The organism is Ensifer sp. (genome assembly GCF_035999135.1).
Classification (GTDB): Bacteria; Pseudomonadota; Alphaproteobacteria; order Rhizobiales; family Rhizobiaceae; genus Ensifer.
On the sequence record NZ_DASYGZ010000020.1, the window covers coordinates 39,264 to 55,027 of the forward strand.

General features: G+C 64.1%; 15 protein-coding genes. 9 read left to right on the forward strand and 6 right to left on the reverse strand.

Features of this window, described 5'->3' with window-relative positions; genetic code table 11:
• Nucleotides 1-156: 156 nt before the first annotated feature.
• Nucleotides 157-1,197, forward strand: coding sequence for a FecR family protein (locus tag VGO12_RS01580; RefSeq protein WP_327510993.1), 1,041 nt, complete (start codon nucleotides 157-159; stop codon nucleotides 1,195-1,197).
• Between the two features lie 173 nt (nucleotides 1,198-1,370).
• On the opposite strand, the gene VGO12_RS01585 is transcribed toward VGO12_RS01580, so the two are convergent.
• Together VGO12_RS01585 and VGO12_RS01590 are read right to left on the reverse strand one after the other, a co-directional pair.
• Nucleotides 1,371-3,542, reverse strand: a complete 2,172-nt coding sequence (locus tag VGO12_RS01585) for an adenylate/guanylate cyclase domain-containing protein (protein ID WP_327510994.1) — start codon at nucleotides 3,540-3,542, stop codon at nucleotides 1,371-1,373.
• A gap of 6 nt (nucleotides 3,543-3,548) precedes the next feature.
• On the reverse strand, nucleotides 3,549-5,285 hold the full coding sequence (locus VGO12_RS01590; RefSeq protein WP_327510995.1) for an adenylate/guanylate cyclase domain-containing protein: 1,737 nt from the start codon (nucleotides 5,283-5,285) through the stop codon (nucleotides 3,549-3,551).
• Nucleotides 5,286-5,464: 179 nt separating this feature from the next.
• On the opposite strand from VGO12_RS01590, the gene VGO12_RS01595 reads away from it, so the two are divergent.
• The gene (locus tag VGO12_RS01595) at nucleotides 5,465-5,980 is read left to right on the forward strand and encodes a GNAT family N-acetyltransferase (protein ID WP_327510996.1); all 516 of its coding nucleotides are present in this window, start codon (nucleotides 5,465-5,467) and stop codon (nucleotides 5,978-5,980) included.
• 60 nt (nucleotides 5,981-6,040) lie between these two features.
• Here the strand turns inward: VGO12_RS01595 and VGO12_RS01600 are convergent, their stop codons facing one another.
• Nucleotides 6,041-6,484: a TIGR02594 family protein gene (locus VGO12_RS01600; RefSeq protein ID WP_327510997.1), complete on the reverse strand. Its 444-nt coding sequence runs from the start codon at nucleotides 6,482-6,484 to the stop codon at nucleotides 6,041-6,043.
• Nucleotides 6,485-6,969: 485 nt separating this feature from the next.
• Between VGO12_RS01600 and VGO12_RS01605 the strand changes: the two genes are divergently transcribed.
• The gene (locus tag VGO12_RS01605; RefSeq protein WP_327510998.1) at nucleotides 6,970-7,323 is read left to right on the forward strand and encodes a DMT family protein; all 354 of its coding nucleotides are present in this window, start codon (nucleotides 6,970-6,972) and stop codon (nucleotides 7,321-7,323) included.
• Nucleotides 7,324-7,422: 99 nt separating this feature from the next.
• Here the strand turns inward: VGO12_RS01605 and VGO12_RS01610 are convergent, their stop codons facing one another.
• The 3 genes from VGO12_RS01610 to VGO12_RS01620 form a co-directional block, all read right to left on the reverse strand.
• Entirely contained in the window at nucleotides 7,423-8,058 is a 636-nt protein-coding gene (locus VGO12_RS01610; RefSeq protein WP_327510999.1) for a TerC family protein, read from the reverse strand.
• Between the two features lie 168 nt (nucleotides 8,059-8,226).
• On the reverse strand, nucleotides 8,227-8,817 hold the full coding sequence (locus VGO12_RS01615) for a hypothetical protein (RefSeq protein ID WP_327511000.1): 591 nt from the start codon (nucleotides 8,815-8,817) through the stop codon (nucleotides 8,227-8,229).
• Nucleotides 8,818-8,827: 10 nt separating this feature from the next.
• Nucleotides 8,828-9,217, reverse strand: a complete 390-nt coding sequence (locus tag VGO12_RS01620) for an acyl-CoA thioesterase (RefSeq protein ID WP_327511001.1) — start codon at nucleotides 9,215-9,217, stop codon at nucleotides 8,828-8,830.
• Between the two features lie 270 nt (nucleotides 9,218-9,487).
• On the opposite strand from VGO12_RS01620, the gene VGO12_RS01625 reads away from it, so the two are divergent.
• The 6 genes from VGO12_RS01625 (at nucleotide 9,488) to VGO12_RS01650 (ending at nucleotide 15,724) form a co-directional block, all read left to right on the forward strand.
• On the forward strand, nucleotides 9,488-11,302 hold the full coding sequence (locus VGO12_RS01625; protein WP_327511002.1) for a methyl-accepting chemotaxis protein: 1,815 nt from the start codon (nucleotides 9,488-9,490) through the stop codon (nucleotides 11,300-11,302).
• A gap of 345 nt (nucleotides 11,303-11,647) precedes the next feature.
• A complete protein-coding gene (locus VGO12_RS01630; protein ID WP_414650656.1) occupies nucleotides 11,648-12,205 on the forward strand; it encodes a Kazal-type serine protease inhibitor domain-containing protein in 558 nt (185 codons plus the stop codon).
• 347 nt (nucleotides 12,206-12,552) lie between these two features.
• Complete coding sequence (locus tag VGO12_RS01635; protein ID WP_327511003.1) at nucleotides 12,553-13,797, forward strand: extensin family protein; 1,245 nt, start codon at nucleotides 12,553-12,555, stop codon at nucleotides 13,795-13,797.
• Between the two features lie 720 nt (nucleotides 13,798-14,517).
• Nucleotides 14,518-14,850: a metalloregulator ArsR/SmtB family transcription factor gene (locus tag VGO12_RS01640; protein ID WP_327511004.1), complete on the forward strand. Its 333-nt coding sequence runs from the start codon at nucleotides 14,518-14,520 to the stop codon at nucleotides 14,848-14,850.
• Complete coding sequence (locus VGO12_RS01645) at nucleotides 14,847-15,254, forward strand: YeeE/YedE family protein (RefSeq protein ID WP_327511005.1); 408 nt, start codon at nucleotides 14,847-14,849, stop codon at nucleotides 15,252-15,254. Before VGO12_RS01640 ends, VGO12_RS01645 begins: the two co-directional genes overlap by 4 nt.
• Nucleotides 15,251-15,724 (forward strand): YeeE/YedE family protein, encoded by a 474-nt coding sequence (locus tag VGO12_RS01650; protein ID WP_327511006.1) that lies wholly within the window; start codon nucleotides 15,251-15,253, stop codon nucleotides 15,722-15,724. The genes VGO12_RS01645 and VGO12_RS01650 overlap by 4 nt, the downstream gene beginning before the upstream one ends.
• Nucleotides 15,725-15,764: the final 40 nt, after the last annotated feature.

Sequence of the window (15,764 nt, forward strand, 5' to 3'; positions counted from 1 at the left end):
AACACAATCGGAACCGACCCGGGCTCATGCGGCGACGGACATGCCGGCGTGTGTGTGCCTAACCCTTACGGTTGCGGCCTGACGCTGGGTTACGCCGTTTGGGCGACAAGACACGAAAGCCGGCTGCATGATAATTATACTTCTTTGGAGGGCGCCATGTTCTGCTTGCGTGGTGCCGCACTCGTGTTTTGTGCCGCGGTCCTTGGTCCGGCATCGCTGTTTGCCGCCGAACCGGTGGGCAAGGCGGTTGAAATCCGGACGGCCGTCAGCGGCGCGCGTGGTGCGATTGCGGTACGGGACCCTGTCTACAAGGACGAACGGATTTCGACCTCGAAGTCCGGGCTCGGTCAGTTCGTTTTCGAGGACGGCACCAAGCTGGCCGTTGGTTGGGGGTCTTCGGTCGTCATCGACAAGTTCGTCTATGACGACAAGAAGTCGGTGAAGAAGCTGACGATCATGGCCGCCAAGGGCACGTTCCGCTGGATCAGCGGCAAGTCCGGCCATTCCGCCTATGAGATCGTCACGCCGGCCGGCACCATCGGCGTTCGCGGCACCGCGTTCGATTTCTTCGTCGGTCCTGATGGAACCACCGCCGTGGTGCTGCTCAGCGGCGCCGCCGATTTCTGCGGTCCCGGTGGCTGCCGGCAACTGACGCAACGCTGCGATTGCATCGTCGCCAAGCCCGGCCGTCGCGCCACGCAACCGACACGGGTCAGCCGCACGACGCTCAAGGCGCTTGGCAATGCCCAGGCGCTGCCGTTCCTCTCCGGCGGCCAACGCCTGACTGGAGCGCTGGGCTGGGTGGGCGGCGGTTGCGGATTGCGCGCCGCACAGTTCGAGGGCACCACCCGTGCGACGCCGGAGCGGCCGGTGCGGGTGGAACAGAAACCGCGTGAGGAAAAGCCGCCGCCAACCGAGGAAAAACCGCGCGATCCGGGTCCGCAGCCGCAGAATCCGGGCGACCCCGGGCCGCAGCCACAGAACCCCGGAGATCCGGGCCCAAAAACGGAGAACCCTGGCGATCCGGGGCCGAAAACGGAAAACCCCGGCGACCCCGGGCCGCGCAACGACAATCCCGGTGATCCCGGACCGCGCAACGACAATCCGGGCGACCCGGGACCGCAGAATTCCGGCGGTGGAGATCCGCCGAGCCGCGATCCCGGCACACAGCAGGACCAGGCTCCAAGTCATGATTGAAGGGCGCCTGAGGCGTTGGGCGCAAGGCGCGTCTGAGCGCTGACGTCAAAGCCCGCGCGCCCCGCCGAACATGTTTTTGCGCACCCGCGGATCTTGCGGACATGCGCTCGATTAGCGCCCAGTGGCCGTTTCTTCATGGGACGGGTGCGTATTTCCGAGGAAACGTCTTGAGCTCATTCGGCCGGGCGCTTGGCACCATCGTCTGAGGGCTGGGCGAAGTGGTCCGCGCGGCGGCCGATCCGGCCGTAGAAGCCGGAGAGCGCCGGGGCCAGCGCCGCGACCTTCAGCTTGGCGGCATTGATCATGCCGCGGCTTGTCTGGCTGCGGCTGGCAAGCGCGGTAACGAGCCGTTCGTGCAGCCGCCGCAGGTCGGCGAAGGCCGGCGATGACGACAGGGTTTCGTCGCCGGCGACGGCGAAGACGCGGGTTCGCGTCGTCTTGCCCTTGAGCCCGAGGGCTCCGGCGTCGAGCATCGCGTGATCCGGCAGCGCCTGCGCCGTCGCCTCCGACACCAGGATGTCGACATTGACCTCCTTGCAGGCCGCTTCGATGCGCGCGGCGATGTTGACGGTGTCGCCGACGGCCGAATAGTTGAAGCGGGTCTCGGCGCCCATGTTGCCGACGCAGGCAAGCCCCGTATGGATGCCGATGCCGATGCGCACCTCCTGGTCGGCGCCGAAGCCGAAGGCATTGTCGGCATTGAGCCTGGTCAGCGTCTCGCGCATGCCGAGTGCGGCGCGCACCGCCTTTTTCGGATGGTTGGCGACATCAACAGGCGCATTCCAGAAGGCCATGATCGAATCGCCGATGAACTTGTCGAGCGTGCCCTCGTTGGCCAGCACATGCCGGCTCAAGGCGTCGAGCAGGGTGTTGAGGAAGGCGACGACCTCGGTTGGCGTCATACGCTCGCTCATCTCGGTGAAGCTGCGCACGTCGACGAACATGACCGTCAGTTCACGGTCGTCACCGCCGAGGCTGAGTGCGTTGCGCGTGTGCTCGATGCGATAGAGCAGTGACGGCGAGAGATAGCGGCCGAAGGCCTGGCGGACCTCGCGCCGTTCGCGGTCGGTGACCAGGAAGCGGAAGGCAGTGGCGGCGAAATGGGTGATGGAGGCGGCAAGGATCGGCGCCAGCGGATCGAACAGGCGACCGCCGTAGTAGAAGGCAAGCCAGGATGCGACGAGGGCCAGCACGGTAACCGCCAGGCCGCAGACGAGCGCCACGATCGGACTGACGAAGGTCGTGAGCAGCACCAGCAGCGTGCCGGCGAGCGCGATCGAGAGGATCTCGAGGCCATCGGCCCAGTCGGGGCGCGCCAGATAGCGACCGGAGAGGATCTGCTCGACGATCTGCGCATGGATCGAAACACCAGGAACGTTCTGGCCGAGCGCCGTGGTGCGCACGTCCTGAAGACCTGCCGCCGAGGTGCCGATGAAGACGATGCTGCCCTCGATGCCGGCGCGGATGTCGGGCGACGGTTCGCCGTCGGCCAAAATGCGGCGGGCGGAGATGTAGCGGTCGGCCGTGTCCGGCGTCACACAGAGCCACAATTCGCCGGTCGCCATCAGCGGCACGACGAAGTCACCGATCTTGACCGCCGTCAGCGTATTAGCGACGTCTGGCGCTGCGGCCAGCACATAGGTCGACGCACCCTGGGCGATCCTGAGCGCCTCCAGCGCCAGGCTCGGATAGAACTGCCGGCCGTCGCTCAGGAACAGCGGTGCGGTGCGCACCACGGCCGAAGAGGAGCCGGGGTTGAGGCTGATATGGCCAAGTGCTGCAGCATTGGCTTCGAGTTGGGGGCGGATCGGCGTTGCTGCGCGCAGCCGTGGTGGCGCTTCCATCGCGTCTTCGCCGGTGAAGGCAAAACCCGCCTTGACCGGCGGCAGGTAGCTGCCCTCGTTGGTAAGCCCGAATCCGAGCACGACCGGCTTGTCCTTGATCGCTTCGGCGAAGATCTCGTCATTGTCCGGCAGGGTGGCGATGAAGGACGGATCGACGCCGCCGACGTCGCGCACGACGGTTCGCGGCGACAGGCGGTCCGGCTCGGCGAAGAGCACGTCGAAGGCGATCGCGGCGGCGCCCATCTCCGACAGGCGCTCGGTCAGCTTCGCCAGCCGGTCGCGCGGCCAGGGCCATTGGCCGAGCTCGCGCAGCGACGCTTCGTCGATATCGACGATCTTCACCGGCATGGGCTCGTAGGTGCGCGGCGCGATCCGCTGGTACTCGTCGAAGGTGACGTCGCGCGCCTGCCGCAAAACTTGCGGATCGTTGGCGCGAAGTACGGTGAAGAAGGCCACCACCGTCATGCCGATCAGAACGCCGAACAGTTGCGCGCGTGTCATGGCGGCCTACGGAACAATGGAGAGGCCCGCCTTGAGGAGCCCTTCGTTGAAGTGTGCGTGGTGGGCGGGATCGACATAGGGCGTAAGGATGCGCCAGTAGCGCGGCAGGTCGGCTGGCGCATTGGCAACCGCCTCCGGGACGATCCTGCGCGCCTCCTCGACGCGGTCGAGCTGGCCGAGGCAGGCGATCAGCACCAGCAGGTTGAAGTAGGTGCGGCGGACCGAAAGCGCCCGCTCGGCGTGATGCAACGCGTCCTCGTAGTTGCCGAGATGGTAGTGTGCGAGCGCAATGCGGTTGAGAAAAAGGTAGGCGAGGGGATCGTGCGGGCTAAGCCTCAACGCGGTGTAGAGCGGCTCGAGCGCTTCGGCAAACCGGCCGATATAGATGCGCGACCACCCAAGCGCCATGTAGGCAAGAGCAAAGTTGGGGTTGAGGTCAACGGCGCGCTGCGCTTCGGAGACGGCTGCGTGCGGACGCTGGGCTGCGAAGTTGGCGAGGCACATGACGTAGTGGGTATAGGGGTCGTGTTCCTCGAACGACAGCGCGCGGCTCGCTTCCACCTGCAGTTCACGGCAGTCACGCTCGATATCCTCGCTGAAGCCGAAGAAGCAGCGGGCATAGAGCGAGCGGGCGAGCATCATGCGTGCGCGGGCGAAATCGGGATCAAGGGCGATCGCCCGTCGCTGCCACTCGATGGCCTCGGCGAACTGCGCGGCGGAATCCTGAGCGTTGTGCAGGAGCGTGCCGCGCATGTGGCATTCATAGGCGTCGAGACTGTCCGTTCCGCGCAACAGCGCACGGCGGTTTTCGCCGATGAGGATTTCCGGTTCGATCGCCGCGACCACGTGCTGGGTGAGTTCGTCCTGGATGACGAATATGTCTGCGAGCTCGCGATCGTAGCGCTGCGCCCAGAGATGAATGCCGGTTTCGGCCTCGATCAGCTGTCCGGTAACGCGCACGTGGGAGCCGGACCGGCGCACGCTGCCCTCGACGAGATAGCGCACACCGAGTTCGCGGCCGATCTGCTTGGCGTCGAGGGCGCGTCCCTTGTAGGCGAAGGAGGAATTGCGGGCGATGACGAAGAACCAGCGGTAGAGCGACAGCGCGGTGGTGATGTCCTCCGTCAGCCCATCGGCGAAGTGGTCCTGTTCGCGGTCTCCGGACATGTTGACGAAGGGCAGCACGGCGATTGACGGCTTGTCGGGCAGGGCAAGCGGTATCCCCGGCCGGTTCGGCCCCACCGGATCTTCGCGCCACCCGACGCTGTAGACCAGCACCGGGCGCGGGATGTTCTTCAGGCTCTGTTCGCCGAGCCGTTTCGTCGGGAACTCGAGCTTGCCCTCAATCTGGTCGTGCAGGGCCGCGGAGATGCAGATATCCGCCGGCTGGGCGACCTGCTGCAGACGTGCGGCGACATTGACACCGTCACCGAGCAGGTTGCTGCCCTCGACCACCACGTCGCCGAGATTGAGACCGATCCGCAACTCCATGCGCCGCTCGGGCGCAAGGTCGGCGTTTCGCCGCTGCAGGGTGCGCTGGATCGCGACCGCGGCACGCACCGCCTGTACCGCACTCTGGAACTCGGCGACCATGCTGTCGCCGGCCGCACCGAATATGCGGCCTGCGTGCTCTGCCACGAGGCCCGAGACAATCTCGAAGTAGGCGCCAAGCGTGGCGAGCGTGCCTTCCTCGTCGGCCGCGACAAGGCGACTGTAGCCGGCGACGTCGGCAGCTAGGATCACGGCGAGCTTCCGTTCCAAGGGGGCGGGCCCCTCCCGCGGCATCTGGTCAGACGGAAATTAAGCGTAACTTAAATTAGAAAAGTGGAGAAGCCTAAATTGCCCGGATGTGGTGCAGCGGCGTTCGTCGGCCGTCGCGGTGGGGTCGACGCGGCGTTGCCCTTGGCTAGGATGGCGTCACCATGCCATTGATTCGACCTGCACGCGAAAGCGACTTCGCCCTTCTGCCTGACATCGAGCGCTCTTCCGGCGCCGTGTTCAGGACCGTTGCCGAGCTTGCCTGGATTGCCGATGACGACGTGCAATCGGAGGAGGCGCATCGCGCCTTCCTGAAAACGGGCCTGTCGGTCGTGGTGGTCGATGCTGCGGACCGGCCGACCGGGTTCCTGTGCGCTGCGGTTGCGGGTGATGTCCTGCACATCTGGCAACTCGCGGTGCTCTCGGACCATCAGGGGCAGGGACTTGGGCGCACCTTGATGCTTGCCGCGATCATGCATGCGCGTGCGACATCGCTTGCCGCGGTGACGTTGACGACGTTCCGCGATCTTTCCTGGAACGAGCTGTTCTATCGCAAGCTCGGTTTCAGGACGCTCGAGGCGAGCGAACTCGACCGACGGCTCGCGCAAATCCTTGCCGCCGAAGCAGCGCATGGTTTGCCACCGGAGCGACGCTGCGCGATGCGCCTGTCCTTGTCCTGAGGACGAACGCCATCGGCGCGGAAAGCCGGCACTGAAATACACTCGTTCGTTGGGCCGCGTCTACCGCCTGATGCCAACCACCTGGCCGCGTGCGAACTGCGAGACCCGGACGCCGCCGGACTGGTTGCCGCCGATCAGCTGGGCCGTCGATTTCGACAGCATGGACAGGATCCCGACGTGATAGCCGCGACCGGTGCGCACGACGACGACGTCGCCGGGGCGCGCATAGGCGAGCTTTACCGGCGCGCCGAAACGCAGCCAGGACCGGGCTATGCCGAAACTCTGTGGCGGGCTGCGGCCGGCCTTGCGAGCCACCATGCCCATGAAGTGACCGCACCAGGGGGTGCGGGCCGGGTTGATGCCGAGCGCTGCACGGAGGGTCTTGTTGTTCTTGACCTCGTGCAGGCCTTTGTAGTGCTGCGCCTGGGCAAGCATGCCCGCATTGGCGAAGTCAGGTATGAGGAGCGCGACATAGGCAGCCGCAAGAATCGCCAGGACCTTCATGGTCAGGACTCCTTGACAAGTTGCTTGGTGCGAACGGTTGGGGCGGCCTGGCAATCGCCGGCATAGCACCCGGTTGCTCAACGGTTCCAATGTTGGGGCGGGGAGATATCAACGGCCGCGCGCGTGCAGGCGCTCAAGACGCCGCATCGGGCACGTCGGCAAACCGCGCTCAAGCGCGGAGCCAGCTTCACGGCAACTGCCGTTTCGAAGTGTGGTATTCCCCTGTCTGCCCCGTCGGGCAGCAAAGCTTCATTCACCATGCGCCGGTGCAAAATTGTGGCAAAACCCGTAAAATATTGGGGCAGGGATTGCTAAGTGCCGAAATAGATGATCGCCGCGACGGCGAATCGTCGTTTCAGGCGGCGAAATGCGCGGCGATCTAACACCGTGAGCCCGTCTTGCCGCGCGATCGCGACACTGATGCTTGCATGCGGGCAGCGCGGCGGCGCATCGTCAGGGCACGATTCGCACGCCCGAGGTTTTCCATGCCCTTCACCGTCAATCCGGCCTATCTCTGGCCGATCCTGCTGCTCCTCGTTTCCAACGTCTTCATGACCTTCGCCTGGTACGGTCACCTGAAGTACACGTCGTCGCCGCTCTACATGGCGATCGTCGCCAGTTGGGGCATCGCCTTCTTCGAATATTGCCTGGCGGTGCCGGCCAACCGCATTGGCCATCAGGTCTATACTGCTGCGCAACTGAAGACGATGCAGGAGGTGATCACGCTCCTGGTGTTCGCTGCCTTCTCTGTCTTCTGGCTGAAGGAATCGATCGGCTGGAACCATCTGGTCGGCTTCGCGCTGATCGCAGTCGGAGCGTCGTTCATCTTCAAGGGGTGAGGGACATCCGGCGATCGCGCCGGCAACCTATGCCGCAAACAGAAAAGGCAGGGCCGGGCCCTGCCTTTTGCATAACGGGTGGATCTCCGTCGCCGGGTCTCAGACCACCGCGGCCACGGCCGGCGCGACATGTGGCCAGACCTCGACCCAGCCGCGATAGATCATGTCGAGCGCGACATAGAGGATGATCGCGAGGCCGATATAAGCGATCCAGTGGTAGCGGTTGAGCAGCCGGGCGATGAAGCCGGCGGCGATGCCCATCATGGCGATCGACAGAGCAAGGCCGATCACCAGGATTGTCGGATGTTCGCGGGCGGCACCCGCGACGGCGAGCACGTTGTCGAGCGACATAGAGACGTCGGCGACGACGATCTGGATGGCCGCCTGCATGAAGGTCTTGCGGGGCGCCTCGGTGCCTTCGCCGCTTTCGCCTGCCGCGTTTGCCGCCTGCTGCTCGCGTATTTCACGCCACATCTTCCAGCAGACCCAGAGCAGAAGGATGCCGCCTGCGAGCAGCAGGCCGATGATTTCGAGCAGTTGGACGGTGACGCTGGCGAGCGCGATGCGCAACACGGTTGCGGCGATGATGCCGACCAGAATGACCTTCTTGCGTTGGTCCGTCGGCAGGCCGGCGGCAGCAAGGCCGATGACGACGGCATTGTCGCCGGCAAGAACCAGGTCGATGACGATGACTTGGAGAAGCGCTGCCAGACCGGCGGCGGTAAAGATTTCCATGATGCGACAGTCCCCCGACCTGCATGATGAGAGATTCAGATATGACTAACGGATAAAGCACTGCCTCGCCCGGGGATCAAGACGGCTTGGCAGAAATCCGCACTCCGTCGTCGATGAGGACCGGGAACACCAGCCTGTCCCTGGCGTGCCGGCGCGCCCGTGTTCACGTCAGTCGAGCAGATCGAAAGCCCGGTACATCCAGACGAGCTGGTAGGCGACGGCCGCCACCACGAAGACGGCGTGGAAGCGCCGGTTCGCAGTCCAGGCCGCGACGATGCAAAGAAGGATATAGGCGGCGTTGCGGGCTGGATATTCGAGACCGTAGGAGGCGAAATACTGCTTGCCCTTCAGGGCGGTGTCGACGAGGTCGACCGCGAAAGCCAGCGCCAGGAAGCCGAAGAACCAGGCGCGCCGCGACATGAAATAATGTTCGTAGTCGCTGTAGTCGTCGAGCGTCGTCGGGAACAGCAACACGCAGAGAAAGAAGAAGACGCAGCAATAGAGGATGACGAAGAGGTAGACGCTGACGTCGATGATGGCGAGCGCGTGCAGGTGGAACTCCCACCACCAGAAGTGCACGAGGAAGACGAACATGAACAGGACCCAGCCGAGGTGGATCCAGTAGACGCGCGTCTTGCCCGGGTGCTGCACGAAGATGGCAAGGCCACTCAGCAGCCGGGCGAGACTCAGGCTGATCACCATGCCCATGACGACGCGGATGTGGGAAAAGATCTCCGGGTCGGTCTGGGCAGGATCCATTGCCTTAATCCTATTCTTCCGGGGGGACCGGCTTCGGTTTGCCGTTTTCGTCGAGCGCGACCATGACGAAGATCGCGTCCGTCACCTTTTCCATCAGGTGCGAAAGATAGCGCTGCGCCCAGGCCTCGACCTTGAGTGTCATCGACGTGCGGCCGACCTTGACGACATCGGTATAGATGCAGAGCGTGTCGCCGATTTTTACGGGAAGCGCGAAGGCCATCTCCTTGACCGCGGCGGTGACCACGCGCCCGCGGGCGCGCTCGGCGGCGCGGATGCCACAGGAAAGGTCCATCTGCGCCATCACCCAGCCGCCGAAGATGTCGCCAGCCGCATTGGCGTCGCCAGGCATGGCGAGCGTGCGCAAGGTCAGTTCGCCGGTCGGTCTGGTCTGTTCGGTCATGCAGCCTGTCTCCCTGTTTGAGGAAGATGTAACCCGAGCATTGTTCCGGAGGGAAGACCTGTCGTTGCACAAATGCCAGGCGAGATCGCGCGCTGTCGCCGCCTTAGACTTTCGCAGGGGTAATTGAGAAATATCAATTTTAGGGATCGGTTGTTAGGAGCTTTGCAAAGACCTCGCCCTAACCTGCAAACTCCTGGAGTGCCTGCAGGCGATGCCGAGGCAACCAGGTTTTGGGGCGGCGCCAAGGCGCCGGAGGGCAGGGGATTGGCAATGAAGAAATTCAGGATCTCGGCGCGGCTCTACGCGCTGGTGGCATTCGCACTTTTGACCATGGCGGCGGCGTTGACGTTCGGTCTGTTCCAGGCGCAGGAAAAGCTGGTCGGCGAACGCAAGGCGATGCTTGCGGCGATGGACGAGAATGCGATCTCGGTGTTCGACGCCTATCACAAGCTGGAGGCGGCCGGCACGCTGTCGCGCGAGGAGGCGCAGAAGCGCGCGCTCGAGGCGATCAAGGCGATGCGCTACCAGGGCAACGGCTATTTCTGGGTCAACGACATGCATCCGACCATGGTGATGCACCCGATCAAGCCGGAGCTCGACGGCAAGGATCTGACCGAGAACAAGGATCCGAACGGCAAGCATCTCTTCGTCGAATTCGTGAAAACCGTCGAAAAGAGCGGCCAGGGTTTCGTCGACTACTACTGGCCGAAGCCGGGGGCCGACGCGCCGGTGCTGAAATACTCCCATGTCGCAGGCTTCAAGCCCTGGGGCTGGGTGGTCGGAACCGGCGTCTATGCCGACGATCTGGCGGCCATGTTCCGTGAGCGCGCCCTTCAGGTCGCCGGCATTCTTGCAGCAGCGGCGCTCGCCATCCTGATGGCGGCGCTTGCGATCGTGCGCAGCGTCGTCAGGCCGGTCGAGAAGCTCAAGGCCTCGATGCGGGCGATCGCCGACGAGGATCTTTCGTCCGAGGTGCCGGAAACCGACCGCGGCGACGAAATCGGCCAGATGGCCAAGGTGCTGGTGGTGCTGCGCGATTCCGTGCGCGAGCGGCTGGAACTGCGGTCGCGCGAAGCCGAGCAGCAGGAGCGGCTGAGCTCCGAGCGGCGCGGCAACGAACAGCGCCAACGCGCGACGGCGCAAGTGCAGGCTGACGCGATGGACACTGTCGGTACCGCGCTCGAACGGCTTGCAAGCGGGGATCTCACCGCCGAGATCGGCCAGATCGCGCCCGAATACGGCAAGCTGAAACAGGACTTCAACACCGCCGTTGCGGCGCTGCGCGACGTCATCAGCTCGATCTCGCATTCGACCGAGATCGTCACGGCGAGCGCCGGCGACATCTCGGAAGCGGCGAACAATCTTTCACGGCGGACGGAACAGCAGGCAGCGGCGCTGGAAGAGACCGCAGCGGCGCTCGACGAGATCACCTCGACGGTGCGTCATGCCTCCGAGCGGGCGAACGAAGCGCGCGACATGGTCAACGAGACCAGGGCGAGCGCTGCCAAATCAGGCGAAATCGTCCGCAACGCGATCGGCGCGATGGGCCGGATCGAGAGTTCATCCGGCCGCATCGGCCAGATCATCGGCGTTATCGACGAGATCGCCTTCCAGACCAACCTTCTGGCGCTGAATGCCGGTGTCGAGGCGGCGCGCGCCGGCGAAGCCGGGCGGGGCTTTGCCGTGGTTGCCCAGGAGGTGCGCGAACTGGCGCAGCGTTCGGCGGGCGCGGCCAAGGAGATCAAGGAACTGATCGGCGCCTCGGTGCGCGAGGTTGGCGCCGGCGTCGAACTGGTGCGCTCGACCGGCGAGGCGCTCTCGGAGATCGAGGCTCAGGTCAACCGGGTCAACGAGCAGGTGGCATCGATCGCGACCGCCGCGCGCGAACAGGCGACCGGGCTGCAGGAGGTCAATGTCGCTGTCAACAGCATGGACCAGATGACCCAGCAGAACGCGGCTATGGTGGAGGAAACCACGGCGGCGAGCCAGACGCTGGCTGCCGAAAGCCGCGAGCTGAAATCGTTGCTGACCAAGTTCCGCCTGTTGTCTTCGGCGTCGCATCAGGGCTACGGCCGCGCCGCCTGAGGCTGGTGATCACGTGTTGAACGGGGCCCGCGCGGCAGGTTGCGCGGGTCTTTTCGTGTGCAAGGCATGCAAATCGCAATCCTGTCGCAATGATCGCAGCCGAAGTGTCCTCGCCCTATTCCTGGTTGCGGTGGACGGCAGGGCGCTTGGTCTTGACCTTGGCGTGGCCCGGGATAGATAGGCCAGTTGCGCGAGGTGTCTTGCGGGGCGTCGTCCCCGCGTGCCGACCGCAGCACACCAGCGCCGCACGTCCTGTAGGACGGCCGCTGTAGCACTTTGAATTTTCGCATGTTTTGGTTCTCTGATCGGCGCGATCAAAGGAAACATGCACTAGAGGGGACATCCATGGCACTTCTCAAACTTCTTTTGACCCGTCCGGTCGCCGCGCTGATGCTGGCGCTCGGCGTTCTCTCGGCCTGCACCGTCGTCGTCGACGAACCGCGTCCGGGACCGGGACCGAGGCCGATCGGCCCGCCGGTCTGCACGATGGAATATGCGCCTGTTTGCGGCGAGCGCGGCAACCGCACCCGCACCTTCCCGAACTCCTGCCAGGCGCGCGCCGACGGCTTCCAGGTGATTGGCCGCGGTGAGTGCCGTCCTGACTATCGTCCCCCGGATCGCGAACCGCAGGCCTGCACGATGGATTACAATCCGGTGTGCGGACAGCGCGAACGGCGCATGCAGACCTTCTCCAACGCGTGCCAGGCGCGCTCCGAAGGCTTTCAGGTAATCGGCCGCGGCGAGTGCCGTCGCAACGATGACCGTCCGTCCGAAGGTCAGTTCTGCACCCGCGAATACGCGCCGGTTTGCGGCCAGCGTGGCGGCCGCATCGAGACCTTCTCGAATTCCTGCGAGGCGGGCGGCGCCGGCTTCCAGATCATCCACCGCGGCGAGTGCCGCTAAGGTCTGGACCAGCCGTCAGAAATCTTGAGCCCGCGTTCGACGAGGACGCGGGCTTCTCTTTGACCGGAGCAGACACAAGATCTGTCACCCTTGCGGGACGCGATGAGGCATCCGGCGCCGTCCCTCTCCCCTGATTGCGCGTGGCGGGCGAAAGGCTTCGTTTACCGTGTTTGAATAAAATGCCTCCGAAATCAGGCTGTCTGGCCGCTCTGCCCGCTTTGCGACACAGGCGAAAAGCAGCAATTCAAACTGTTTGCAGCGTGCGGTGCGCCTCAGGCGCCAGCGTTGCGGGGTGGTGGGGTGAATGGCGGTCCTTTCTGGACGCCCGGAGGAAGGCGAAGTTCCGTATGGCGTATGTCACTCGTCTCCATCGCCCACTGACGGCTCTCATTCTGTCCTTTTCGCTCGTCACGTGTTCGACGGACGACGCGCTTTCACCGCCCGGTCGTATCGATGGCGGCGCCCGCGTCGGCTCGATCGGACCGGTCCCTGTCGATGCCGTGCCGCAGGAGGCGGTGGCCGCCTATCCTGCCGCCGCCCAATCCGCGACGTTCGAGCCCAATCCGGAACAGGTGGCGGCCGCGCAGCCCCGCCAGCCGTCACGGCGCGCCCTTCCTATGATCGACAGTGACGAGGCGGTTTCGTCGGGCGCCCAGCCGGGCGGATCGATGCCCGTTCCCGAAGAGGGCGTGAACATGGATGCCATGCTCGGCGTCGACCAACCGGTTGTCGGGCTGGCCGAGGAGCAGAACAACGACATCGCCGAGGGGAATGCCAGCCAACCGGTGGTTGGCGGTATCGGTGAGGACAATGTGCGCCAGCTTGGTGGGGCAACGTCGCTTCCCGCCGGCGAAGACAACATCGGCTACGATCCCGACCTCCCGCCACTGTCGGCCGAAAGGAAAGCGGCGGAAGAGGCCCAGCGCGCCCGCGCCATGGAAGCCCAGCGCGCGGCCGAGCGGGCACAGCAGCCACAACAGGTGGCGATGTTACCGCGCGTGCGCAATCCGATGTCGACGCCCGACTACACTGGCGAAATGCCGGGCGCGGAGATCGCCTGCCGCCAGCGCCTGAAGAAACTCGGCGTGCAGTTCCGCGACATCGCGCGCATCAGCAACGGACCATCCTGTGGCATCGATTATCCGATCGAAGTCAGCGGGCTTTCGGGCGGCATCGGCGTGCAACCGGCAGTGAAGCTGAACTGCCAGGTGACAGAGGCCTTTGCAAAATGGGTCAAGTACGAGCTCGCCCCGTCGTCGCGCTACCGGTACTGGTCGGGCGTCAAGACCATCAAACCGCTTGGCGGTTATTCCTGCCGCACCATGAATTCGCGTCGCGGCAATCCGATGTCGGAACACGCCCGCGGCAACGCCATCGACGTCGGCAAGTTCGTTCTGAAGAACGGCAAGGAGATCGACGTGCGCAAGCCGGGCTTTTTCGCCTTCCGTGAAAAAGGGTTGCTGAAAGCCGTTCGTTCCGACAGCTGCAAGTATTTCAACACCGTGCTGGGGCCGGGAAGCGATCCGTTCCACAAGGACCATTTCCACTTTGACCTCAGAACCCGCAAGACCGGCTACCGCCACTGCGACTGAGCCATCGTCCGCTGCTGAGCTTTCGGCTGCCGGCTACGAAATTCCGGAAGCCGGCAAAAAAAGAGGCCGGCGGGGAGGCCGGCCCAACGGCCGGAGCAAAAGGGGGAGGCTCCGGCGTGCAAATCACGAGCGCAAATCAATGGGCGATGTCGCGGCTCGTGGGAGGCAAACTGATCGATGAGCATCACGGTTTCGTGACAGCGCCGTGGAATTCCTGCCCGAACACGTAGAAACTTCGCCGGCTCTCGGTCAACCGGCAGGAGAGGGCGGTCTGGAAGCGGCGACCCACTTCAGAAGAGGCAGGCTGAGCGGCGCTGCGCAAGGCATGCATTTGCCGTGCGCTGCCGTGGTCCCTCTCGTTTTCTTGATCTTCGGTTCTTCGCAGTCAGGCGCCGCGATGATCTGGTCGTCTTCGGCACTCATCAACACTGCTAAACTTTAAGTTTCGTTTTCCGAGACGTCTTCCGGTCGGTTGCCCCAAATATGGCGTTCGCGGTTCACGTGAGACATCTTTTTAAGTATATGATATATTTATCATATTCTTGATGCTGGCAGCGAGCGCACGTCGGCGCCGCGAGGGCGTTACCCTCAGTTTCAACTGGTTTTGTAATAAGTAATACGATATTATATTATTTCGTATAACAATCTTGGATAGTATTGACTTGGCCCTGCAAGCATTGGGGGCTCTGCTCACTTCCTTGACAACGGCAGGAGGAAGGAATGGGAACTGTCATGCAATTTCCCGGAGTGCGCGCCGACATGACCGTGCATGCCGCAGAGGTCTCAAAAGTTTTGAGGACACTCGCCAATCGCAATCGGCTGTTGATCGTCAGCGCACTTCTGGAAGGCGAGCATTCGGTCGCGGCGCTGGAAGAGACGCTTGGAATTCGCCAGCCGACGCTGTCGCAGCAATTGACGGTCCTGCGCGATGCCGGCATCGTCTCGACACGTCGGCAGGCAAAGCAGGTGTTCTATCGGCTCAGCCACGACAAGGTGGCGCGTCTTGTGGGCGCGCTCTACCAGATTTTCTGTCGGGATGGTTTGAAAGCATGAATGAATACGAAAATGCGCTTGCGGGTGGATTGTTGATCGGTCTGTCTGCAGCGATCCTGATGGTGGCCAATGGCCGGGTTGCCGGCGTCAGCGGCATCGCAGGGCGGCTGCTTCAGGGCGTGCAGGTTTCGTCCGGGGTCTTGTTCGTGATCGGGCTGATGGCGGGTCCGCTGGTGTTTCGCCTCATCTTCGGCAACTGGCCATCCGTGACCGTGACATCGTCGTGGCCGCTCCTGGTGGCCGGCGGCGTGCTGGTTGGATTCGGATCGCGCATGGGGTCCGGCTGCACCAGCGGCCACGGCGTCGTCGGGCTGGCGCGTCTGTCGCGCCGCTCGATCGCCGCGGTCGCCACCTTCATGGGCGCGGCGATCCTGACGGTCTTCGTTATGGGACAGTTCGCATGAACGTCGCGATGCTGCGTCTGGCGGTGACGCTTCTGTCCGGCGTCGTCTTTGGTTTCGGGCTCGCGCTGTCGGGGATGCTCGATCCCGCCCGCGTCCGGGCCTTTCTCGATATCACCGGCAACTGGAACCCGAGCCTTGCTTTCGTGCTTGGCGGCGCCGTGGCGGTGTCGGCGCTCGGCGTTTTCGTCACGCGGCGGTTCGAACGTCCCCTGTTCGACACCCGCTTTCACCTGCCCGAAAACCGCGCGATGGACCGGCGGCTTGTCGCGGGCTCGGCCATTTTCGGCGTCGGCTGGGGCCTGGTCGGGCTTTGCCCGGGACCGGCGCTCGCATCGCTGTCGCTTGGTCTGCCAGCAACCATCCTGTTCGTTGCGGCGATGCTTGGCGGGATGCTGGTCCACGACCGGCTGATCGCGCCAAAACCGGCCCGACCGGCTGACGGCACAGCAACGGCTGCTCCCCTGCGTTAAACGCGTTGACGCAGCGTCACCGTGCTTTTTTCGTTCCAAC

Excerpts from the sequence above, each read along its gene's own strand:
- VGO12_RS01580 (WP_327510993.1), top strand. The coding sequence starts at position 157 with ATGTTCTGCTTGCGTGGTGCCGCACTCGTGTTTTGTGCCGCGGTCCTT.
- VGO12_RS01585 (WP_327510994.1), bottom strand. The coding sequence starts at position 3,542 with ATGACACGCGCGCAACTGTTCGGCGTTCTGATCGGCATGACGGTGGTG.
- VGO12_RS01595 (WP_327510996.1), top strand. The coding sequence starts at position 5,465 with ATGCCATTGATTCGACCTGCACGCGAAAGCGACTTCGCCCTTCTGCCT.
- VGO12_RS01600 (WP_327510997.1), bottom strand. The coding sequence starts at position 6,484 with ATGAAGGTCCTGGCGATTCTTGCGGCTGCCTATGTCGCGCTCCTCATA.
- VGO12_RS01605 (WP_327510998.1), top strand. The coding sequence starts at position 6,970 with ATGCCCTTCACCGTCAATCCGGCCTATCTCTGGCCGATCCTGCTGCTC.
- VGO12_RS01610 (WP_327510999.1), bottom strand. The coding sequence starts at position 8,058 with ATGGAAATCTTTACCGCCGCCGGTCTGGCAGCGCTTCTCCAAGTCATC.
- VGO12_RS01615 (WP_327511000.1), bottom strand. The coding sequence starts at position 8,817 with ATGGATCCTGCCCAGACCGACCCGGAGATCTTTTCCCACATCCGCGTC.
- VGO12_RS01620 (WP_327511001.1), bottom strand. The coding sequence starts at position 9,217 with ATGACCGAACAGACCAGACCGACCGGCGAACTGACCTTGCGCACGCTC.
- VGO12_RS01625 (WP_327511002.1), top strand. The coding sequence starts at position 9,488 with ATGAAGAAATTCAGGATCTCGGCGCGGCTCTACGCGCTGGTGGCATTC.
- VGO12_RS01630 (WP_414650656.1), top strand. The coding sequence starts at position 11,648 with ATGGCACTTCTCAAACTTCTTTTGACCCGTCCGGTCGCCGCGCTGATG.
- VGO12_RS01635 (WP_327511003.1), top strand. The coding sequence starts at position 12,553 with ATGGCGTATGTCACTCGTCTCCATCGCCCACTGACGGCTCTCATTCTG.
- VGO12_RS01640 (WP_327511004.1), top strand. The coding sequence starts at position 14,518 with ATGGGAACTGTCATGCAATTTCCCGGAGTGCGCGCCGACATGACCGTG.
- VGO12_RS01645 (WP_327511005.1), top strand. The coding sequence starts at position 14,847 with ATGAATGAATACGAAAATGCGCTTGCGGGTGGATTGTTGATCGGTCTG.
- VGO12_RS01650 (WP_327511006.1), top strand. The coding sequence starts at position 15,251 with ATGAACGTCGCGATGCTGCGTCTGGCGGTGACGCTTCTGTCCGGCGTC.